Origin of the sequence: Shewanella sp. 10N.7, assembly GCF_020806285.1 — a bacterium.
In the GTDB taxonomy this organism is placed as follows: domain Bacteria; phylum Pseudomonadota; class Gammaproteobacteria; order Enterobacterales; family Shewanellaceae; genus Shewanella; species Shewanella electrodiphila.
The window spans coordinates 95,537-119,279 of record NZ_JAJGZS010000005.1 but is presented as its reverse complement, the minus strand read 5'-3'; the positions used below and the strand labels follow the sequence as shown (position 1 = coordinate 119,279).

General features: G+C 40.8%; 13 protein-coding genes. 9 read left to right on the top strand and 4 right to left on the bottom strand.

The features are described from left to right. Window position 1: 1 nt before the first annotated feature. Both LMH66_RS04900 and asnS read right to left on the bottom strand, forming a co-directional pair. Window positions 2-1,885, bottom strand: a complete 1,884-nt coding sequence (locus LMH66_RS04900) for a DUF294 nucleotidyltransferase-like domain-containing protein (protein ID WP_229368772.1) — start codon at window positions 1,883-1,885, stop codon at window positions 2-4. 337 nt (window positions 1,886-2,222) lie between these two features. After that, a complete protein-coding gene (gene asnS, locus LMH66_RS04895) occupies window positions 2,223-3,623 on the bottom strand; it encodes an asparagine--tRNA ligase (RefSeq protein ID WP_102527533.1) in 1,401 nt (466 codons plus the stop codon). A 237-nt stretch (window positions 3,624-3,860) separates the two neighbouring features. Between asnS and LMH66_RS04890 the strand changes: the two genes are divergently transcribed. Continuing rightward, on the top strand, window positions 3,861-4,196 hold the full coding sequence (locus LMH66_RS04890) for a hypothetical protein (protein ID WP_102527532.1): 336 nt from the start codon (window positions 3,861-3,863) through the stop codon (window positions 4,194-4,196). A gap of 6 nt (window positions 4,197-4,202) precedes the next feature. On the opposite strand, the gene LMH66_RS04885 is transcribed toward LMH66_RS04890, so the two are convergent. Continuing rightward, window positions 4,203-4,787 carry a CoA pyrophosphatase gene (locus tag LMH66_RS04885; RefSeq protein ID WP_229368771.1) on the bottom strand — a complete coding sequence of 195 codons (585 nt, stop codon included), beginning with the start codon at window positions 4,785-4,787 and terminating at the stop codon, window positions 4,203-4,205. A 368-nt stretch (window positions 4,788-5,155) separates the two neighbouring features. On the opposite strand from LMH66_RS04885, the gene malQ reads away from it, so the two are divergent. From malQ to LMH66_RS04855, 6 genes are all read left to right on the top strand, one after another. Continuing rightward, window positions 5,156-7,420, top strand: a complete 2,265-nt coding sequence (gene malQ, locus LMH66_RS04880) for a 4-alpha-glucanotransferase (protein WP_229368770.1) — start codon at window positions 5,156-5,158, stop codon at window positions 7,418-7,420. A gap of 110 nt (window positions 7,421-7,530) precedes the next feature. Beyond that, complete coding sequence (glgB, locus tag LMH66_RS04875; RefSeq protein WP_229368769.1) at window positions 7,531-9,759, top strand: 1,4-alpha-glucan branching protein GlgB; 2,229 nt, start codon at window positions 7,531-7,533, stop codon at window positions 9,757-9,759. A 2-nt stretch (window positions 9,760-9,761) separates the two neighbouring features. Beyond that, complete coding sequence (gene glgX / locus LMH66_RS04870) at window positions 9,762-11,972, top strand: glycogen debranching protein GlgX (RefSeq protein WP_229368768.1); 2,211 nt, start codon at window positions 9,762-9,764, stop codon at window positions 11,970-11,972. Window positions 11,973-12,050: 78 nt separating this feature from the next. Beyond that, window positions 12,051-14,648, top strand: coding sequence for a glycogen/starch/alpha-glucan phosphorylase (locus LMH66_RS04865; RefSeq protein WP_229368767.1), 2,598 nt, complete (start codon window positions 12,051-12,053; stop codon window positions 14,646-14,648). Between the two features lie 96 nt (window positions 14,649-14,744). Next, window positions 14,745-16,007, top strand: coding sequence for a glucose-1-phosphate adenylyltransferase (gene glgC, locus LMH66_RS04860; protein ID WP_229368766.1), 1,263 nt, complete (start codon window positions 14,745-14,747; stop codon window positions 16,005-16,007). A gap of 120 nt (window positions 16,008-16,127) precedes the next feature. Then, a complete protein-coding gene (locus tag LMH66_RS04855) occupies window positions 16,128-17,852 on the top strand; it encodes a glycogen synthase (RefSeq protein WP_229368799.1) in 1,725 nt (574 codons plus the stop codon). A gap of 122 nt (window positions 17,853-17,974) precedes the next feature. Here LMH66_RS04855 and pabB read toward each other — a convergent pair whose 3' ends face one another. Further along, the gene (gene pabB / locus LMH66_RS04850) at window positions 17,975-19,468 is read right to left on the bottom strand and encodes an aminodeoxychorismate synthase component I (RefSeq protein ID WP_229368765.1); all 1,494 of its coding nucleotides are present in this window, start codon (window positions 19,466-19,468) and stop codon (window positions 17,975-17,977) included. Between the two features lie 194 nt (window positions 19,469-19,662). Between pabB and LMH66_RS04845 the strand changes: the two genes are divergently transcribed. Together LMH66_RS04845 and LMH66_RS04840 are read left to right on the top strand one after the other, a co-directional pair. After that, complete coding sequence (locus tag LMH66_RS04845) at window positions 19,663-21,201, top strand: fumarate hydratase (protein ID WP_229368764.1); 1,539 nt, start codon at window positions 19,663-19,665, stop codon at window positions 21,199-21,201. Window positions 21,202-21,495: 294 nt separating this feature from the next. Next, window positions 21,496-23,556 carry an alpha/beta hydrolase family protein gene (locus tag LMH66_RS04840; RefSeq protein WP_153915238.1) on the top strand — a complete coding sequence of 687 codons (2,061 nt, stop codon included), beginning with the start codon at window positions 21,496-21,498 and terminating at the stop codon, window positions 23,554-23,556. Window positions 23,557-23,743: the final 187 nt, after the last annotated feature.

Here is a 23,743-nt window from a genome sequence, read left to right as displayed (position 1 = left end):
TTTACCCCTGCATACTGTTTGCAGTGTAGCGGAATTTTAAAAAGTTCTGCGCGCTGCTTAATACCAAAAATGCATCTTTAAGATTACGCCTTTCAAATTCAGACATGTTTTCAGGTTCAATATTGTTATCAGGTTCTTGTTCTGCCTCAATATCTAATGCCTGATGACGAATGCGAACTAATGAAATGAACTCCATGGCATGTTGTAAATCTCTGCCTTTGGTAGCTGGAAGGATCCCGGCTTCTATAATGTCTTCCAGTCTATCGAAAGAGTTTTGTGATTGAGAGCCAATCGCCAGTGCGTGAACACGAATTAAATCAGCCAGTGGGGCAGTGCCACGTCTTTTTAAGTTGATCGAATTGTTATGCCGACCATCTTTTTCCATGACGAAATCTTTAAAGAAGCCTAATGGAGGAGTACGGTTTAACGCATTTCGAGCAAGGCAGGCTAAAAAGCGGTTATTTTTTTTCGCTTTTCTTAGAATAAAGGCATTTAATTGTTCAGCCCATTTAGGTCTGCCATACACGCCATACAAATCGAAGAAAATAGAACAGTTTAATAATGCTTGAGGGTTCGGATTTTCAATCCAGTCAGCAAAGCAATCTTCCCATTGAGATTGAGTTTTACGGTATTCAGGGTTAGTCGCCATAATATCGCCAGTGCAATATGTATATCCACAAGCCGCTAGGCCATCACATACATAGTTAGCAAGGTTTTCAAAATATTCACCGTGTAGTGATTCTTGATAATCATTGTCGAGAATAATCGCATTATCTTGATCGGTGACGATTAATTGTTCATCACGCGCCATTGAACCCAGTGCAAGAAAACAGTAGGGCACAGGTGGCGGACCAAACTTTTCTTCAGCTAATTCAAGGAGGCGTTGCTTAAAGCTACGGCCAATTTCTGACATTGCACGGCCGACCATATGCGAGTTAGCATCCTCGTTAACCATACGGACAAAACAAGCACTGTTTTGCTGAGACAATACAGTTAAATCTTCAATGCTGTTTTGCTGAAAAATACTGCTGACTATTAGCAAACTGTTTTGAGATTCATATCGAATAATATCGGTGACTTCAATTAAGCCGATAGGTTGCCTGTTTTTTAAAATTGGTAGATGATGAACGTTGTACCGAAGCATTAATAGCATGGCTTCAAAAATATAGGCATTATGATCTAACGATATGAGCTCGGTAGACATCACTTCGCCCACTGGCGTGTCAACGTCTAAGCCTTCAGCAATAACTTTTGCGCATAGATCGCGAACGGTAATGATGCCGACAAAACTGTTGCCGCCTTCATCTGTGAGGCTTGGATCATTAATGATGGCTGCTGACACATTCTCATTAGTCATAATCCTGGCAACATCTTGAATTGACGTTGTATTAGACAACATCACAGGTTCAGCACTCAGAATGGTTTTTACTTTAGATGTAGTGAGAGAGTTAGCATCATCACTATTATCCTCAACAGCTTGCTGTAATCGAATACTGCCTTCAACTTCAACAAAGTCAGCAAAGACATCGTAACGTTCACAAAACTCTTCAAAAATATTTTCGGGAATGCAATAAAGCAGCGTGTCTTTAACTGCTTTTGCAGGGTAGCGAACTTTATTGTTGGTTAATAAGCCAAGCTGTCCAAACAAACCACCTTGATCGAGTCGATTATAGAGTTCACCTTTACGGCGGTATATTTCTACTACGCCGCTACGGATCATATACAGATCATGAATCTTATCTTCAAATTCAATCACCATACTGTCAGAACGATAGTAAGAGATTTCGACGCTTTTAGACACTTCGATTAACGCTTGCTCAGGCAGTTGATCAAAAGGTGGGTACTGGCGGATGAAGTTTCGAATTTCAATTAGTTCGACTTCCATTATTCGCTCGATATTATTGATTTGGTTATAACAATCATTATATGGCATTTATTATGACTATGCAGTTAAGTCGCAAACAAGTTTTCAATAGTAAAATCGTGTCTACAAAAACTTTGTTAATAAGGCCTTAGAGTGTAAACAGTGAATCAGCTTTTATTTATGGATGATTTTAATTGATAGCTAAAGCCATGCTTATATGCGCTTGTAGAGGGTGTTGATGAATAAAGTCTATTATAGGTGATTATTTTTGATGCGAATGTGCTGGATTTATAGACATAAAAAAACGCGCCTAAAGCGCGTTTTTTAAATCAATGACCTCTCGAACCTGAGGGTTGATTTAGAAGTTTGCAGATTTTGGTGCACGTGGGAATGGGATCACGTCACGGATATTACTTACGCCTGTAACGTAAGATACTAAACGTTCAAAACCTAAACCGAAGCCAGCGTGAGGGACTGTGCCATAACGACGTAAGTCACGGTACCACCAGTAATCTTCTTGGTCTAATTCCATTTCAGCTAAACGCGCATCAAGTACGTCTAAACGTTCTTCACGTTGTGCGCCGCCAATAATTTCACCGATACCAGGTGCAAGTACGTCCATTGCTGCCACTGTTTTACCATCGTCATTCAAGCGCATGTAGAATGCTTTAATGTCTTTCGGGTAGTTTTTAACAACAACAGGGGCTTTGAAATGTTCTTCAGCAAGGTAACGCTCATGCTCAGAATGTAAATCGATACCCCATTCAACGTCAAATTCAAATTTCTTATCACACGCTTTAAGAATTTCGATTGCGTCAGTGTAATCAATTTGAGCAAAGTCACTGGTTACGAATGCTTCTAAACGCTCGATTGCTGTTTTCTCAACACGTTGTGCAAAGAACTCTAAATCGTCACGACGTTCTTCTAATACTGCGCGGAAACAATACTTAAGCATGTCTTCAGCTAATTTTGCAGCATCATCTAAGTCAGCAAATGCGACTTCAGGTTCAACCATCCAGAACTCAGCTAAATGACGACTCGTGTTTGAGTTTTCTGCGCGGAATGTTGGGCCAAAGGTATACACTTTAGACAGTGCACACGCATATGTTTCAGCGTTTAATTGACCAGAAACCGTTAGGAATGATTCTTTACCGAAGAAATCTTCAGAAAAATCGACAGCACCTTTATCTGTGCGCGGTAAGTTTTCCATGTCTAATGTTGATACACGGAACATTTCACCAGCACCTTCAGTATCTGAAGCAGTGATTAATGGGGTAGATACCCAAATGTAACCCTGTTCGTTATAAAAACGATGGATAGCTTGAGATAAACAGTTACGTACACGGGCAACGGCACCAATAATGTTAGTGCGAGGACGTAAATGAGCAAGTTCGCGAAGGTACTCGATAGAGTGACGCTTAGCTGCCATAGGGTAAGTATCAGGATCTTCAACAAAACCAGTTACTTCAACCTTGGTGACTTGCATTTCAAATGCTTGACCTTTACCTGGAGACTCAACGACTTCACCAGTCATGATCACTGAACAACCAGCAGTAAGCTTAAGCACTTCTTCAGTATAATTATCTAAATTATTCGGTACTACGCCTTGAATAGGATCAAAACATGAACCGTCATAAACAGCTAGGAATGAAATACCAGCTTTAGAATCGCGGCGAGATCGAACCCAACCACGTACTGTAACTTGCGAACCAATCGCGAAGTCACCTTTAAATACAGAAGCGACAGATGTAATGCTCATTGTTGCTTAGTTCTCCAATGGATCAATGATAAAAATAAGTGCTTTATATTACCTTGATATCGGCTTTTCACAAGCCGAAAAAGCCCTTATAGCAAGATTATTAGCTAACTTTTAACAATATCGACTGTTTAATGGGGTAAATCATCTTTAAACGACTAAAATTGATCTTAATTTATGCTTGTAAGCGTATGAACAAAGAGTATATTTTATTATCATCTAATTGATGTAGGTGGTTAAATGTCCAAAACCAAAGTTCTGCAATTTATATTAACTGTGCTATCCATTACTGGTTGGGCATTAGCTGTTTACGCGCTTATCGTGTTTGGTGAAGCAAGACCCGACAGAGCTGTTGGCTATTATATGAGCAAAGGTGTTGAAGTACGCTTTAACTGGGATCCTGACTTAACAATCAAATTAGAGTACTTAATTTGGTGGTGTGCAGGGATAAGCTTAGTGAACTTAGCAGTGAACTATTACGCGCAAACGTCACGAAAGATAGAATACTGGGTTAATATTCCTTTGTTACTACTGGTTTCTCTTGCTGCGGGGTTTTATATTCGTTACGTAATATAAGCTAAATTATTTTAAATACTGTAAATCAATATGACGGCACAGCAAATCAATAATTGCTGCCGTCACTCCCCAAATAAACTTTCCTTTGTACGGCATATAATGCACATCAAAATCATCGCCGTTTCGCATAAAACTAAAAGTATATCGATTACTCGCGTTAAAGAAGTATTGTAATGGCACCCAAAAGGTTTCAGACACTTCACCTGGATCTAATATGATATCAAAAGGTTGTTTTATTATTCCGACAATCGGTGTTACTTCAAAACCGGTAAAAGTGGCGTGAGGAGGGAAGTTACCAATAACGGTAACATTATCAGCAGTTAAACCAATTTCTTCGTCAGCTTCTCTAAGCGCGGTCTCTATCATGCTGTTATCTGCTTCATCAACTTTACCGCCAGGAAAGCTATATTGTCCTGGGTGCGCTCTTAAATGCAGTGCACGTCGAGTCAGTAATATTTGTAACTGTCCATCAACTTCCATTAACGGCACTAGTACAGCAGCCTTTCGTAAGCTTCTATTAATCGGTGCAGAGGTTATTTCGCTAGCTAGGCTTTGAAGAGAAAAATGTACATTGAATTGAGTGGCGTTCATTTATTCCCCCGATGGTTGTGTAACAGTATTAATTACTTATTATTTAAGCCCATCATAAGAGATTGTTGCTTTGAAAGCATCATATATAAAACATCTCTGGTAGCACCTTTCTTATATTGTTTCAGTGATTTGTGATGCACATTGCTTGTGCGTTTTTTGCACCAAAATACTATCTGCACCAATACATTCATGATTAAATTCAAACGGTCAAAATATAAGCTTGGTTTTTTATTGATTGTAAGTTGCTGAATACATGTAAATTAACTTGTCACCTTAATGAAATATCACTGTAGTTAAACTGTGATGTTTTACTGGCATGGTTAGTGCTGAGTTATTAACCAGTTATGTTATTCGCGAGGAAGACAAATATGGGACTGGAAAAGTTACTGTATTTGCAAGGCGTAGGGGCTGAATTTATTGATTGCTTTGGCAACAATATTCACATTTGCCCTGAAGATAGAAATGGAATTCTAAAATCAATGTGTTTGGGTTATTTAGATAAAGATCCGAATAAACAGAGTTTCAGTGATGCTTATATTGAGCAACGGATTTATGAACTTGACGTAAAGCCATGGCTAATTCCTTTGCATCATTTTCAGTGGAGCAATGTTGATGAACCGGTAGTGGAAGTATTTTTTCCTGAATCATTTATCGGGCAACTGCGGGTTGAAATCATTAGCGAACAAGGCGATGTTTATCGTTTTCAAGTGCATAGTCATCAGCTATCCATTGTTGGTGATTATCAACTTGATTCAATTAAGTACTTCAAATACCAATATCGGTTAAATCTTGAATCTAATATGCCAGTGGGTCTTGGCTATCATCAAATCAGTTTAACCACCGAATCAGATAATTACACCCAAACATATACAGGCATATTTATGCTTGCGCCGCGCAGTGCATATTGTGGCACTGTTGAGCATCAAGAGTCGGAATTAACAACGCATTTAAAAGCTAATTCAGCTTCCAAGCTAGGATCAAGTGCTCATGTAAACACAAATGAAGTTGATGCGAGTAAACCTTGGGGAATAAGCACGCAGCTATATAGCATTAAGAGTCACAGTCAATGGGGCATTGGTGACTTTAACGACTTGCAAAAGCTAATTGATTATTCAGCTGAACAAGGTGCTGATTTTATATTATTAAATCCGCTGCATGCTTTAGGTTTACCCGATAGTGTCAGCCCGTACAGCCCTGATGATCGCCGTCGATTGAATCCTTTATATATCCACATTGAATCAGTAGACGAATACGCAAGTATCGCGGCCATAATCCAGTCTGATGAATTTGATAATAAAAAAACGGATTTATTCAATGAAGAGCTACTCAATTACTCGGCTGTTTATCAAGTTAAGTATTCAATCTATCGATTGTTGTTTGACGTATTTATCACTAAAAATAGCTCGAAACGTTCAAAGCGATTTAAACAATTCACTCAATTTAAAAAGCAACAGGGAGAAGCTTTAAGTCAATTTGTCGATCATCAATTAGCTTTATCCAATAACAGCCCAGCAGCTGAACCTCATCATAATAATGTTAGCTATGAAGCTGATTTTATTTGCTACTTACAGTTTGTGGCTGCAGAACAATTAGCTTTATGTCAGTTAAAAGCTAAATCTGTCGGCATGCAGATTGGCTTAGTCAGGGACATGGCTGTTGGGGCATCTCCAACGGGTTCTGAGGTACAGCAAAATGCTAGCTATTTTTGCCAGCAAGCGAATATCGGCGCGCCGCCAGATCCTTTCGCACCACAAGGGCAGAATTGGGGGCTAACCCCACTTGATCCCATTAACCTTCAGCTGCAAAGTTACCAGCATTTTATTACGCTCATTCGCAGTAATATGGAGTCTTGCGGTGGCTTACGGATTGATCATGTGATGGGGTTATTACGTTTATGGTGGTGGCCTACAGATACTCATCTCGGTAATGGTGCTTATGTTTATTATCCACTAGATACGTTATTGGCGATTCTATGTCTCGAAAGTCAGCGAGCGCAATGTTTATTAATTGGTGAAGACTTAGGCATTGTTCCACCTGAGATCGTTCAAAACTTATCAAAAGCCAAAATCTTTTCTAACGAACTGTTCTACTTCACAAAAAATTACCATGGGTTTACACCGCCAGAATTTTATAAACCACATAGTTTGATGATGTTAGCTAATCATGATGTACCAACACTGTCAGCTTGGTGGAATGGCGATGACATTCAGTTAAGGCAACAACTTGGTTTAACTGACTCTGAGCAGAAATATAACGCGTTGAACGACAGGCTTAATGAGAAACTGCAATTATTAGATTTGCTTAAATCAAAGCACTTTGTACCGTCACACATCACTTTAGACGATATCAAACAGCCTGCGCTTATTCATGCATGGTTATCACTTACAGCATCCGGTGAATCCATGTTGTATAGCGTTCAACTTGACGATCTTATTAATGAAATTAAGCCGATAAATATTCCAGGAACTTGGAAAGAATATCCTAATTGGCGGCGCAGGTTGTCACAGAGTTTAGAGCAAATAATGGACTCAGAAGATGTGAAGCAAAAACTTCATATTGTTAATCGTGCTCGTCATTGCAAGCAATCTGCACTTGCAGAATCGTGTTCGCTATCGGCAGGTTCAATTGAATAACATTTTGATGTAACGGCCAACAAATCCAACTTATTAAGACTGTTGCTAACCATTAAGTGCAAGTAGTAGGGCGACAGTAACAAATTAACTTTTACATGGAGCAATAAACAATGACGACTAATGCCCCTTATTTTAATCATGGATCTGATATCGCAATTTTAAGCGGTGACTATACCGATGTGTTTTCACTCTTAGGTATGCATAAGGCTGAAAATGGTAAGTCATTATTGGTGCGTTGTTTCATTAAAGGCGCGATTGCCGTTGAAGTGATGAGTTTGAAAGACGGTAAAAAAGTGGCTGAACTTGCCCAGATAGACGATCAAGGTTTATTTGCCGGCGTGATGGGACGAAGGGTAAAGCCTTTTTTGTATAGCCTAAAAGTCACTTATCCAATGAGCGTTGAAACCATTGTCGATCCTTATCAATTTAGCTCGCTGATAAACCCAGATGATGTGTATTTATTTGCTGAGGGAAAACAGCAAAAGAGTTATCAGTTTCTAGGTGCAAACTGGCGCCAAACGCAAGGCGTTGACGGTGTACATTTTTGCGTCTGGGCGCCTAATGCTAAGCGTGTATCTTTGGTTGGCGATGTTAATCACTGGGATGGCAGGCAGCATGTTATGCGTTTTCACCCAAGTAACGGTATATGGGAAATCTTTTTACCCCATGCCAGTGCTGGGCAATTTTATAAGTATCAAATTACCAATCAATATGGTGAACAGGTTGAAAAGGCGGATCCATACGCAGTACAAATGCAATCTGCACCAGGCAACTCTTCAGTTATTCCAGCAAAAAGTGATTATCAATGGAATGACAATCACTGGCTTACAAAGCGTGGCGATACACAATTACATCATGCACCAATGTCGACCTATGAAGTTCAACTAGCCTCGTGGAAACGTAAAGGTGAATGGGGTGATGAATATTTAAACTATCAAGACTTAATAGACCAACTCATACCTTATATTGAAGAAATGGGTTTTACCCATCTTCAATTGATGCCCATTAGTGAATACCCATTTGACGGTTCATGGGGATATCAGCCCGTAGGTTTGTACGCAGCGACTTATAGATTTGGTGATCCTGTAGGTTTGAAAGCCTTTATTGATGCCTGTCATGCCCGTGATATTGGTGTTTTGCTGGATTGGGTACCTGCACACTTTCCAAAAGATCCCCATGGTTTATCAAAGTTTGATGGTAGCTGCTTGTATGAACACGAAGATCCACGTCAAGGGGAACACCCTGATTGGGACACTTTGATTTACAACTATGGCCGCGGTGAAGTACAAAGTTTTTTGCTCAGTAACGCGTGTTATTGGTTAGAAGAGTTTCATTTCGACGGACTGCGTTTAGATGCCGTGTCATCTATGCTGTATTTAGATTACAGCCGAGATTCAGGGCAATGGTTACCTAATGAATATGGTGGTCGTGAAAACATTCAAGCCATTGAATTCTTGAAATTATTGAATGAACGGATTTATGCATCATATCCAGGCGTGACAATGATTGCTGAAGAGTCGACGGCGTGGCCTGGGGTAACTAACTCCACTGTAAATGGCGGCTTAGGCTTTGGGTTTAAATGGAACATGGGCTGGATGAATGACAGCTTAAGCTATTTAAAACGCGATCCCATTTATCGAAGTCATCACCATCATGAGCTGACCTTTGCGCTGGTTTATGCATACACCGAGCAATTTATATTATCCGTCAGCCATGATGAAGTGGTACATGGTAAAGGCTCGCTGCTACACAAAATCCCCGGTGATGATTGGCAAAAATTTGCCACATTACGGGCATACTTTGGCTTAATGTGGGGCCAACCAGGTAAGAAGTTAATCTTTATGGGTTCTGAGTTTGCTCAACGTGATGAGTGGAACCATAACCAGAGTTTAGATTGGCATTTACTGCAATATGCACCACATCAAGGCATGCAAGATTGGGTGAGAGATTTAAATAACCTTTATCTGCAATATCCTTGTATGTACGAATTAGATCATCAAACCACCGGCTTTCAATGGCTCGACTGTGATAACAGTCAACACAGTGTGTTTAGCTTTGTACGCTATGCAAAATCAACCGATGAACATTTAGTCTTCATCATTAATATGACCCCACAAGTCCATCATCATTTTCGTGTTGGATTACCACTTGAGCAAGATTATGTCGAAGTGCTTAACAGCGATAGTCATTGTTATGGAGGCAGTGATGTGACCAATAGTGTCATTGCTTACGATAAGGAAGCCTGGCAGGGAATGAAAGGCAGTGGTGTGATCACTGTGCCACCGTTAGCTTGTGTTGTGTTAGCCGTTAACTCAAATAATGTGCTGGATGAGGATTAGTCATGTCATATGCTAAATCTCAACAACTTTTAGAGAGTGTAGCAACTGCTAGCCCTTATCCATTGGGTTCATCTGTGGATGATAATGGGGTTAACTTTTCATTATTTTCAGCTCATGCAACCAAGGTGGTGCTTTGTATTTTCGACCAATATGGTTTGAATGAGCAACAGTTTGTCCTACCGCAAAAAACCAGACAAATTTGGCACGGTTATCTTGAAGGACTGACTGCAGGGACTTTATATGGCTATCGCGTTTACGGCCCTTACCAGCCGATGCTTGGACATCGATTTAACCACCATAAATTATTGCTCGACCCATATGCAAAACAACTGCTAGGTGAGCTTGAACCCAATGAAGCCAATTACGGGTATGCACTAGACAGTAGCGAGTCCGACCTGTCTTTTTGCGATATTGATAATGCGAGTTTTATGCCTAAATGTGTGGTAATAGACGATCGCGCATTAAAGCAAAAAACGATAAAGCGTCCAAACATTCCTTTAGAGCAAACCATTATTTATGAAACACATGTGAAAGGCTTTAGTGTCTTGAATCATGAGGTTGACGATGAAATTAAGGGAACCTTCGCAGGTCTTGCATCAAAAAACTCAATTCAATACCTATCTCAGCTCGGGGTTAATTGCATTGAACTATTACCTGTACAAAGTTTTTTCAATGAACCCTTCTTGATTGAAAAAAACCTAAGTAATTACTGGGGCTATAACAGTATTGGTTTTTTTGCACCCAATCCAAGTTATCTCAGTGGTGACAGTATCACTGAGTTTCGAGACATGGTGGATGCTTTCCATGAAGCGAATATCGAAGTCATTTTGGATGTAGTTTATAACCATACGGCAGAAGGTAATCGCCTAGGCCCAACGTTAAGCTTTCGCGGAATTGATAACGCCAGTTATTACCGCTTAGTGTCAAACGATCAGCGTTTATACATTAACGATACGGGTTGCGGAAATACGTTTAACTCCAATCATCCGCAAGTATTACAGCTGATCATGGACTCACTACGTTATTGGGTTGAGGTCATGGGAGTGGATGGCTTTAGATTTGATTTAGCCAGTTGCTTAGGTCGTGAAACCTATGGTTTTGACCCTGGGTGTGGTTTTTTTGATGCGATATCTCAAGATCCAGTGCTATGCCAAGTGAAACTGATTGCAGAACCCTGGGACATAGGTCCTGGAGGCTACCAATTGGGTAATTATCCTATTGCTTTCAGTGAATGGAACGATAGATATCGCGATACTATGAGACGATTTTGGCGTGGTGATAATGGCATGTTGCCTGAATTTGCTAGACGCTTTCATGGTTCTGGTGACTTTTTTGAACATCATGGCCGCAGTCCCTCAGCCAGTATTAATTTTATCACCAGCCATGATGGTTTTACTTTGCATGACGTGGTGAGTTATCAGCAACGTCATAATCTAGATAATGGCGAGGATAATCGTGATGGTCATCATGAAAACCTCAGCCATAACTATGGCGTAGAAGGGCAAACGGATGACGGTGATATTCTTCAAATTCGTTCACGTCAGCAGCGAAACCTTCTCACCACATTAATGCTATCCCAAGGCGTGCCAATGTTATTAAGTGGCGATGAAATGGGGCATAGCCAACAAGGTAACAATAATGCTTACTGCCAAGATAATCGTATTTGTTGGATTGATTGGCAAAATATCGATTGGCCATTGGTCGAGTTTACCGCCGAACTAATCAAATTACGTAAACGTTTCCCTGCCTTATGTCATCGCGAATTTATACATCAGCCAGAAGATCAAAATGACAATGGATTTATCTGGTATAGCCGACACGGCGAACCCATGGCCAAGCGTCAGTGGAGCGAGTTTGAAGCGCGCACATTAGCGGTGGTATTAACGTGCGAAACCTTACCGCCTTATCAACACCCTCAAGCCTTATTACTACTGCTTAATGCCGATGAGCAATCACAACAATTTGTTTTGCCGATTATTGAAGGTTTTAGCCAGTGGCAACCGTTAATCAACACGCAGCAACTTGCTAATAGTGATATTGAAAGCTTGTTGGCGAAAAACAAAGTCAAAGTCGCTGTTACAACCATAGATGATGGCGCATCAGAACAAGTTGTAGAACCGAGTTATGCATGCAGCTATCAACTGACCTTGTTAGGCAGAAGCTTAATGTTATTCCATGCATGTGAACAGCAAAACGAAAAAACATCTATATAAATGAATTAACTCAAATTTTTATCAAATAAATTTCGAAATTAACATTTAAATTAAGCGGGTAATAAAGGAGTTTTATCGATGACTGTGACTAAAGGAAAAACGCCAGCAACAAATGTAGGCTCGGCGGACAATTTATCTGCTGTGAATAATGCCGAAGAAGTGAAACAAAAGCCTGTAGCTAAGACCAAAGCTAAAACGGCGAAACGCACCGCTAAAAAGCCAGTCGCCAACAAGAACACAGCTAATGCAAAAATCACTGATTGTGACCCATGCGATACCTTAGCTGCAACATTTGAACGCCAATTTCATGGGGCATTGTGCCGCGATGAACAAGCCGTGAACGATATTTATAGTGCGCTTGCTTCAACAGTTAAATCGCAATTATTACCGCAATGGCGAGAAACTCGGTTAAAAGATAACCAGTATCAGCAAAAACAAATAGCCTACTTATCGTTAGAGTTCTTAATGGGGCGTACTTTAGGCAATGCTTTACTCAGTTTAGATTTAACCCAAGAGACTAACGATGCATTAACGGATTATTCAGCCAATTTAGAAACCCTGCAAGAGGCGGAGTTAGATGCAGGCTTAGGTAACGGCGGTTTAGGGCGTTTAGCGGCATGCTTTTTAGACAGTTGTGCCAATTTAGATTTATCAGTTGTGGGCTACGGTATTCGTTATGAATATGGCATGTTCAAACAAAAATTGGTTGATGGTTATCAGGTAGAGCAACCTGATCGCTGGTTACGTGAAGGCAACCCATGGGAAGTGAGAATGGCAAACCATGCCATTACAGTGCCTTTTTTTGGTCATACAGAATCTTATGTCGATCCTGAAGGTCACCGGCACTATGTGTGGGTTGATACCCAAGATGTTCAAGCTGTTCCACATGATATGCCAGTGCCAGGGTTTAAAAATGGCCGCATCAATACTTTACGGTTATGGAAAGCTGAAGCCACCGATGACTTTGATTTAGCCGAGTTTAATGATGGTGATTATACCGAAGCGGTAGCCCGTAAAAACTTAGCCGAACAAATTACCATGGTGCTTTACCCCAACGATGCAAGTGAAAACGGTAAAGAGTTACGATTAAGGCAACAATACTTTTTATCATCAGCCAGTCTGCAAGATATTTTACAACGCTACATTACAGTATTCGGCCAAGACTTTAGCCGCTTTAGTGAACTAAACGTTATGCAGCTTAATGACACCCATCCTAGTATTGCAGTCCCTGAGATGATGCGCCTATTGATGGACAATTATGGCTTAGGTTGGGAGCAAGCATGGGACATCACTTCAAAAAGCGTTGCTTATACCAATCACACTTTATTACCTGAAGCACTTGAACGCTGGCCAGTGCGTATGTTGAAAAACATGCTGCCGCGGATTTTAGACATAATTTACGAAATCAATGCGCGCTATCTTGAAGAAGTCGCGCATCAATGGCCTGGTGATAACCATAAACTTGCCAGTATGTCGATTATTGAAGAAGGACCAGAGCCTCATGTGCGAATGGCTTATTTAGCGATTGTGGCAAGCTTTTCGGTGAATGGGGTTGCTGGTCTGCATACTGATTTACTGAAAAAAGGTTTGTTTAAAGACTTTTATCAATTGTGGCCACAAAAGTTTAATAACAAAACCAACGGCGTAACGCCAAGACGCTGGCTTGCTCACTGTAATCCTAGGCTAGCTGATTTATTAAATCGCCGTTTAGGTGAGCAATGGGTGACGGATTTAACCCAGTTGACAGCATTAAATGCGTTCACTGATGACAAAGCGTTTATGAAACAGTGGCAACAAGTGAAATTCGACAACAAGGTCGATTTAGCCAAGTTAGTCCTTGAAGAATGCAATGTGTCGTTTGATCCTGCAATGATGTTTGATGTGCAGGTAAAAAGGATCCATGAGTACAAAAGACAGTTATTAAATATTCTGCATGTCATCCATTTATACCAGCGTATTGTCGCGGGTGATACCGAAGGCCTACAGCCTCGTTGTGTGCTTATTGGTGGTAAAGCTGCTCCTGGTTATGCGATGGCCAAGCAAATTATCAAATTAGCCAACAACGTCGCACATATGGTGAATTCAGATCCCGTCGTTACGCCTTATCTGCGTTTTGCTTTCTTGCCGAATTACAACGTTAGCGCTATGGAAAAAATCTGTCCTGGTACTGATTTATCTGAGCAAATATCAACAGCAGGTAAAGAAGCGTCAGGTACTGGCAACATGAAATTTATGATGAACGGTGCGATGACCATTGGCACATTAGATGGTGCAAATATCGAGATGCTTGAAGAAGTAGGGGAAGAAAACTTTTTCCTCTTTGGTCTTAATGCAGACCAGGTCAGCCAACTTAAAACAAACTATAACCCTCAACAATTTATTCAACAATCGACCGCGCTTAATCAAGTGTTAAACATGCTGAAAAGTGGTCATTTCAATTTAGTGGAACCGGGCATTTTCGACAGCATTATTCATGCTATTGAAGATCCTTTTGATCAATGGATGATCGCAGCAGATTTTGAAGCTTACAAAGTGGCACAAGATAAGGTGTCACAGGCCTATGCAGATCAACAGCATTGGACTCAAATGAGTATTCGAAATACTGCCGCAAGCGGACGTTTTTCAAGTGACAACACTATTAGTGCATATCGTGACGAAATTTGGCTAGCCAAATAATCATCAGATAGCTAAAGGGCTTGTTAGCTTGCTAGAAGTGCGTTTTCTACAAGTTGCAGCCCCTAACCAAAGTCGTACAGTTAGGAGTTAATATTTATGTCGAATGTTCGTTATATTAGTAATCTTACCCGCGATACCTATGCGCTTATTTTAGCTGGTGGACGAGGTTCTCGTTTACATGAGCTAACCGATTGGCGTGCAAAACCTGCCTTATATTTTGGTGGTAAATTCCGCATTATCGATTTTCCATTATCTAATTGCATTAACTCAGGCATTCGCCGAGTTGGGGTTGTTACCCAATACAAATCTCATTCTTTGATACGTCATGTTAGCCGTGGTTGGGGTCACTTTAAAAAAGAACTCGGTGAGTCGGTAGAGATATTACCTGCATCACAGCAAACCTCAGGAAATTGGTATGAAGGCACCGCCGATGCAGTGTTTCAAAATATCGATATCATTCGCCATGAAATACCTAAATACGTGATGATTTTATCTGGCGACCATGTTTATCGTATGGATTATGCAGGTTTACTCGCAGCCCATGCTGAATCTGGTGCTGACATGACAGTATGTTGTTTAGAAACCCCAATTCCAGAAGCGGCAGGGGCATTTGGTGTGATGGAAGTCGATGAAGATAAACGGGTAATTGGTTTTGAAGAAAAACCAGAGTTGCCTAAATCGATTCCGGGTAACGAAGAGTTCTGTTTAGCCTCAATGGGCAACTATGTATTTAATACTAAATTCTTGTTCGATCAACTGCGAAAAGATGCTGACAACGAGAATTCTGACCGAGATTTTGGTAAAGACATTATTCCAGCCATCATTAAAGAAGCGAATGTGTTTGCATTCCCGTTTACCAGTGCAGTGCCTGACGAGCCAGCGTATTGGCGTGATGTAGGCACCTTAGATTCATTTTTCCAAGCTAACATGGAATTACTTTCGCCAACCCCAGCGTTAAACCTGTATGACGCCAAGTGGCCGATTTGGACTTATCAAGAACAATTGCCACCAGCAAAGTTTGTTTTTGATGATGATGACCGTCGCGGTATGGCAGTGGACTCAATTGTCTCTGGTGGTTGTATTATTTCGGGCGCAAAAGTTAAACGCAGTGTGCTGTTTGATGAAGTCAGAGTCTGCTCTTATTCATTGGTTAAAGATTCAGTGCTGTTACCTGATGTGGTGGTACTTAAAAACTGCAAAATTCAAAATGCGATTATCGATCGTGGCTGCGTGATCCCAGAAGGTATGGAAATAGGTTATAGCCGCGAGCAAGATTTAGCCCGTGGTTTTAGAGTCTCTGAAAAAGGTATCACTTTAGTCACCCGTAAAATGCTCGGACTGCCAGTAGGTTACGAGTAAATCTGACTCAATAAGCGGTTATGTCATTAGATAGCCGCTTGTTAGTTAGATATCGCTATCGACGTAATGAATTCCAAATTCAATATTGAAAAGGTAACCAGTAACGTGAAAAAAGTGTTGATGATCGCAGCAGAAAACGACGCAATAAAAGGGGCCAAAGTAGGTGGAATGGCCGATGTTATCCGTGACTTACCACCAGCACTCGCCAAAGTTGATGTGTGTGTTGATGTGGCAATGCCTAATTATGGTTTCATTGCCAAAGACAATAACGCAGAGTTTATTGCTAAGGTCGTGGTAAAGTTTGGCGCCAATCTTGAAACAATCGATGTCTACAAAATGCCAGCGCCATTTTTAACAGCGACTGATTTGCAAGATAAAAGCACACAAGATAATAGCGCGCAAGATACAAGCTCCCAAGGCAAAAGTATTGAGTTAACTAGCTCAGTTTATTTGTTTGATCATCATTTATTTAATAGCCCAGATAACCAAGTGTATACCGAAGGTGCTCCAGACCGTCCGTTTGCAGAAGATGCCACTAAGTTTGCCTTGTTTAACTTAGCGGTAGCGCAAGCTTATATCGATGCCGTCATAGCCCCGGTTGATATCTTGCATATGCATGATTGGCATGCAGGAATGTTAGTGATGCTACGTGCCTTTGCATCTGAATATGCAGCGCTTAAAGCCTTACCTTGTGTGTTTTCTATTCATAATTTAGCTTTGCAGGGCATTCGGCCCATTCGTGAAGATGTGTCATCGTTTACGGCATGGTTCCCAGATTTATCAAGGCTGTTAAGTGATGAGCAAAAAGCACAAATTAGTGACCCTCGTTACCCTCATTGTATTAACCCGATGAAAATGGGCATTGAACTCAGTGATAAGGTCCATTTAGTGTCACCGACTTATGCCAATGAAGTATTAATGGCATCCGATCACCAAAACGGTTTTTTTGGCGGTGAAGGTTTAGAAGGCTCATTGCTTGATAAGCATCATCGAGGTGACGTAGTCGGTATACTTAATGGCTGTATTTATGAAACTCAGGCGACTCATGACCAAGTGACTCAATTGCCACAAGTAAACAAAGTGTCTAAAGTCGCTAAATCTGTAAAGCCTGTTTCCAGCAAACAAATTTCACAAGTATTTGAACATTCTCAGCAAGCCGTTATTAAGTGGCTTGGTAAATCTGAGTATGTAAAAGCCGTCGATCAAATTGCTTTAACACGCTTACAAATGCTGATGGTAAAACAATCAAAACCAAGTGTAGCCTGTGATTTTTTAATGACATCAGTAGGGCGTTTAACCGATCAAAAAGTGTTATTGCTAAGGCAAGCCAACGATAATTCAGGTTCTATTTTACAATCTGTTTTACAGCGACTAAAGCAAGCTAAACCTAAAGCAATATTTATCCTTTTGGGCAGTGGCGATAAACAAATTGCCGCAGAGTTTCAAAAAGTCGCTGCAAACAACGATAACTTTGTGTTTCTTAACGGTTACGATGACAGTTTATCAACCAGCCTATATCAATATGGTGAGCTGTTTATGATGCCAAGCAGTTTTGAGCCTTGTGGCATAAGCCAATTATTAGCCATGAAACACGGCCAAGTGTGTATTGCCCATGGCGTTGGTGGCCTAAGGGACACGATTGCAGATAAACATAATGGCTGGTTATTTGAAGGCAATAATTTACAACACCAAGCCCAGCAATTGCTATTAGTACTCGAGCAAGCGTTAACCATGCACAATGACAACCCAGATGAGTATTTGGCCATGAGGCAATCTGCCAGTGACGTTCGATTTACTTGGCACAAAGTCGCGCAAGAGTATTTAGAAAAGCTTTACTGCGATTAGATTCAAGAATAAGACAGCTAAGTCATTTAGCTGTCTTAATTGAGATGAGCATCATGATTAATATTGCAAACGACACTAATATCATAAGCAACATCGACATAATAGCTGATAAATTAACAAGGTTATTGATTAACCTGCTCAAGCACTGGCAAAATTTTACTGACCTTATCAAAGGTTTCTTGATACTCAGCATCCACATCGGAATCAGCTACAATACCGCCGCCAGCCCAGCAATAGATTGTATTGTTTTCGGTGACTAATGTGCGGATGGTGATGCTCGTGTCCATATGACCATCTTGGCTGATATAACCAATACTCCCGCAATAGATATTTCGTCTTGATGGCTCTAACTCTTCGATAATTTCCATCGCGCGGATTTTAGGTGCGCCAGTAATTGAACCACCAGGGAAGGCCGCTTTTAATAAATCGACAGCATCATATTGAGGAGCAAGGGTGGCTTCCACTGTACTGACTAAATGATGCACAGCAGGGAAGCTTTCAATATCAAATAGCTTTGGCACGTTCACAGAACCCGCAGTAGCGACTTTGCTGATGTCATTACGCAGTAAATCCACAATCATCACGTTTTCGGCGCGATCTTTCTCTGATGCTTTAAGCTTAACGGCATTGGCATTATCTTCTTGCGGCGTTTTACCGCGCGGTAACGTGCCTTTGATAGGTTTTGTAGAGACTTTATCGTCAGTCAGCTGGATAAACCGCTCAGGGGATATTGATAAAATACAATGATTTTTTAAACGTATAAAACCTGAAAAAGGGGCTTTGTTGGCATCTGATAAAGCGCAATAAGCTTGCCATTCACAGCCTTCATAGCTGGCATTAAATCGCTGAGTTAAGTTGATTTGATAGCAATCACCTTGATGTAAATAGGTTTGAACTTGCTCAAATCTTTGCTGATATTGCGCTTTTGTGGTTTGGTTTTGCCAAGTCGAGGTGAGTTTAAATACATTGTTTGGATGAGATTGCTTACTGGTATTTTGTGCTTCGTCTAGTTTAGCTACATTTAGTTTAGCTTCATTGAGTTTAACTATATTTAGTTTTGCTTCAAATTTTTTCACCTCAAGCTTTAGTGCCTCCTCGCCAAGATAATGCGTGGCATACCAGCATTTTTCTTGATGGCTAAATAATAAAGCAAAGTCATAAAAACCGACATTGATATCAGGTAATTGAATATCTTTCATGGCTTGTTGGGGCAAGTTTTCAATGACTCGGCCTAAATCATAGTTAAAACTACCCACTGAGCCGCCACTAAATGGCAGCTTACAATCAAACTGGGTTGGAAAAAGTTTGCTTTGCATTGCTTGCAGTGTTTCAAAAACATTAGCAGTGGCAGTTGGAGTAATAGTAGCTGAGGAGTTGATATCAGATTGAGTTTGTCTTGTAGGTACTATTGAACAGTCGATGCTTGACCCATCACTGACAAGGGTGGCAATTGGGCTAAACACTATGATGTCAAAATTGGCATCTTGATGTAGGGTTTGAGTTGAATCCAATAACATTGCCCAGGGTTGATCGCTCACCACGCTGAAAACTGTGTGGGTGTCTAATGCCCAATTTAGCTTTGTTATAGCAAGAGAGTCTTGGCTCAACTGTCCCATTAATACACCTATTTAAAATGTCATGTAGCCCAAAAAGGCTGGAAAGAGTATCATATTGTCCCTGAAAGGATTAATAGCTAATTGAATGTAATTTTGAATTAACTGATTAAGATACATTTTCAGTTCTAACTCAATCTTGTATTCATATAAAAATAAAACAAGTTATGCCGCAATGGCTGCTGGAGCGCCCCTATATGTCTACAAATTCTTCTGCGAATGTCGTGATTAAGCAAGCTGATTTTATCGAAAGTATTGCTGATTCGCTGCAGTATATTTCTTATTACCACCCAAAAGATTTCGTTGATGCGATGGCAAAAGCCTATGATCGTGAAGAAAGTGCTGCTGCCAAAGATGCAATCGCCCAAATCTTGATCAACTCGCGTATGTCGGCAGAAGGCAAACGTCCTTTATGTCAGGATACTGGGATTGTAACCACTTTCGTTAAAATCGGTATGGCCGTTCAGTGGGATAAAACTGATATGACGGTTCAAGAGATGGTTGATGAAGGTGTTCGTCAAGCTTATACCAACCCTGATAACCCGTTACGTGCATCGATTGTTGCTGACCCTGCTGGTACCCGTAAAAATACCCGTGATAACACACCATCTGTCGTACACATTGATATGGTACCTGGTGACCATGTTGAAGTGATGATTGCTGCTAAAGGCGGTGGATCCGAAAACAAATCTAAAATGGTGATGTTAAATCCGTCAGATGACATTGCAGCTTGGGTTGAAAAAACCTTGCCGACAATGGGCGCTGGCTGGTGTCCACCAGGAATGCTTGGCATAGGCATTGGCGGCACTGCTGAAAAAGCCGCAGTGTTAGCAAAAGAATCGTTAATGGATCCTGTTGATATCCATGAGTTAATGGAGCGCGGTGCTGAAACCACAGAAGAAAAGTTACGTTTAGATATTTTTGAACGTGCTAACAGCACAGGTATTGGTGCACAAGGTTTAGGCGGATTAACAACAGTTTTAGATATTAAAGTGAAGTCTGTACCGACTCATGCGGCATCTAAACCTGTTGTGATGATCCCTAACTGTGCAGCGACTCGTCACGTTCACTTCCATTTAAATGGCACAGGCCCTGCGGATTTAAGCCCACCATCATTAGCTGATTGGCCTGAGATCACTCGTGAAGCGGGTGAAAACACCCATCGCGTCGATTTAGATAACGTCACCCAAGCTGAAATTGAAACTTGGAAGAGTGGCGATACCTTATTGCTAAACGGCAAAATGCTAACAGGCCGTGACGCAGCACATAAACGTATTCAAACGCTAATCGAATCTGGCGAAGGTTTACCTGATGGTGTCGACTTTACCGGTAAGTTTATTTACTACGTTGGCCCAGTCGATCCTGTAGGTAATGAAGTTGTTGGCCCAGCTGGCCCTACAACAGCTACCCGTATGGATAAGTTCACTGATCTTATGCTCGAAAAAACAGGGTTAATGGGCATGATTGGTAAATCAGAGCGTGGACCACAGACTGTTGAGTCAATTAAGAAGCACAAAGCGGTTTACTTAATGGCAGTGGGCGGCGCAGCTTACCTTGTATCTAAAGCAATCAAAAAGTCGCGCGTTGTCGCATTTGAAGATTTAGGTATGGAAGCGATTTACGAATTTGATGTGCAAGATATGCCAGTAACTGTAGCTGTTGATACTCAAGGTATTAATGCTCATGAAACGGGTCCTGCAATATGGAAAGTCAATATTGCTAACGCTAAAGGCTAATTAGTTATAAAAACAAGTCAGTATTATATGGGCGTTATTGCCGTATAAACGCACAAATTGACTAAAAAATCACGCTCAGAAATAGATTGACTCATTTTTTTGATTCACTCTATTGCCTGAGCGTTTTTGTTTGGGTACTGTGCTTAGCAGTAATTTTTAAACACACTGCTTTCAGTTCGACAACGCTAATCTAACAGAGCCACATTAGCGTGTGATCCCGTTAGGAATTTATTGAATGTTATAAGCGGTGTGATTGCCATAAAAAACACAAAAATAACAAGAGAACTTCATCAAATGAAAAAATCCTCGCTATTACTCGCGCTTGCCACAGCAGGCTTAGCGCTTTCTGTCCAAGCAGCAGAGCCAACTAAAACCCCATTTAATGTACAGCAGTTAGTTAACTTAAATAAATTACATTCAGCTGCAGTATCAAATGATGGCAGCAAATTAGTTTATGCGGTTAAACACATTGATGAGCAGGGCGACAGTAGCTCAGATTTATATTTACTGGATTTGACCAATAAAAATGCTAAGCCAGTGCAAATTACTTCGCATAAAGGCACTGAGCATGACGTTAACTTTAGTGTTGACGATAAATCTATTTATTTCCTTGCTGCTCGCGATGGTTCAAGCCAGCTTTATAACCTGTCTTTATCAGGCGGTGAAGCTTTACAGGTCACAGACTTACCGTTAGACGTTAATGGTTATAAGTTATCAAATGATGGCAAACAAGTTGTGATGAACATGCGCGTCTTTCCTGAGTGCAAAGACTTAGCTTGTACTGTTGACCGTATTGCAGAAGAAGAAAACAAAAAGACTACAGGCCGTGAATACAAGCAGTTGATGGTTCGCCATTGGGATACATGGGAAGACCATGCTCGTAATCATTTATTTGTCGGTCAATTAAATGGTAAGCCTGTCACTGAAGTCGTTGATGTCACTTTTGGTTTAGATACTGAAACTCCGCCAAAGCCGTTTTCTGGTATGGAAGAAGTCACATTCACAGCTGATGGTAAACACATTGTCTATAGCGCGAAAGCACCAAGTAAAGATCAAGCTTGGACCACTAATTACGATTTATGGAAAGTGCCAGTAACTGGTGGTGAAGCTGAAAACCTAACTGAAGAGAACTTAGCTTGGGATGCACAGCCAACCTATTCAAAAGATGGCCGTCAATTAGCATATTTAGCGATGAGCAAACCTGGTTTTGAAGCAGATCGTTATCGTATTATGTTACGTGACACTGTGACAGGTGCTGAAAAAGAAGTGGCACCACTTTGGGATCGCAGCCCACATTCACTCACCTTTAGCGATGATGGCCGTACCTTGTATGTCACTGCGCAAGATGTCGGTCAAGTCAGCATCTTTGAAGTTAACACTCAGTTTGGTGATGTGCGTCCTATCTATAATGATGGCAGCAACAGCTTAGTGGCAGTCACTGACTCAAGTATTATTTTCAGTAACAAGTCATTAGTAGAACCGGGTGATTTATACAAAATCAGTTTGGAAGGTGAAAACCTAACCCGTTTAACTAACGTAAACGAAGAAAAGCTTGCCGAGATTCAATTTGGCGAATTCCAGCAGTTTAACTTTAAAGGCTGGAACAACGAGACAGTACATGGTTACTGGATCAAGCCTGCTAACTATGAGTCTGGTAAAAAGTATCCTGTTGCTTATTTAGTTCACGGCGGCCCACAAGGATCGTTTGGCAATTCATTTAGTGGACGTTGGAATGCGCAGCTTTGGGCTGGTGCAGGTTATGGCGTAGTAATGGTCGACTTCCATGGTTCTACAGGTTATGGCCAAGCATTTACTGATTCAATCTCAAAAGATTGGGGCGGTAAGCCTTTAGAAGATTTACAAAAAGGCTTAGCAGCAGTTGGTCAGCAACAGAAATGGCTAGATACTGATAACGCTTGTGCATTAGGTGGTTCGTACGGTGGTTACATGATGAACTGGTTCCAAGGTAATTGGAGTGACGGCTTCCAGTGTTTAGTTAACCATGCTGGTTTATTTGATATGCGTTCTATGTATCACGTAACTGAAGAATTATGGTTCCCAGAGTATGAGTTCGGTGGTACTTACACTGAAAACAAAGAACTGTATGAGAAGTTTAACCCAGTAAATTATGTTGAAAACTGGAAAACGCCAATGCTAGTGATCCACGGTGAAAAAGATTACCGTGTGCCTTATGGACAAGGCTTAGCTGCGTTTACTTACATGCAGCGTAACGATATCCCATCAGAACTATTAATGTTCCCAGATGAGAACCATTGGATTCTGAACCAAGATAACTTGCAACAATGGTACAAAAACGTACTTGGTTGGATGGATCGTTGGACTGAGAAAAAATAGTTATACCAACACGTCTGATTAAACAAAAAGAGATGCTAATAAGCATCTCTTTTTTTTTGTCTGATTTTATAAAGTGGATCTTACAGCTTAATCATAGAGTCGTTAAATAGCGTTTGAGTTTTAGCTATTATCGTCAGCTATTTTAAGCTCGGTAGGCGGGCATTTATGTCCGGTTTTTGTTATCCAT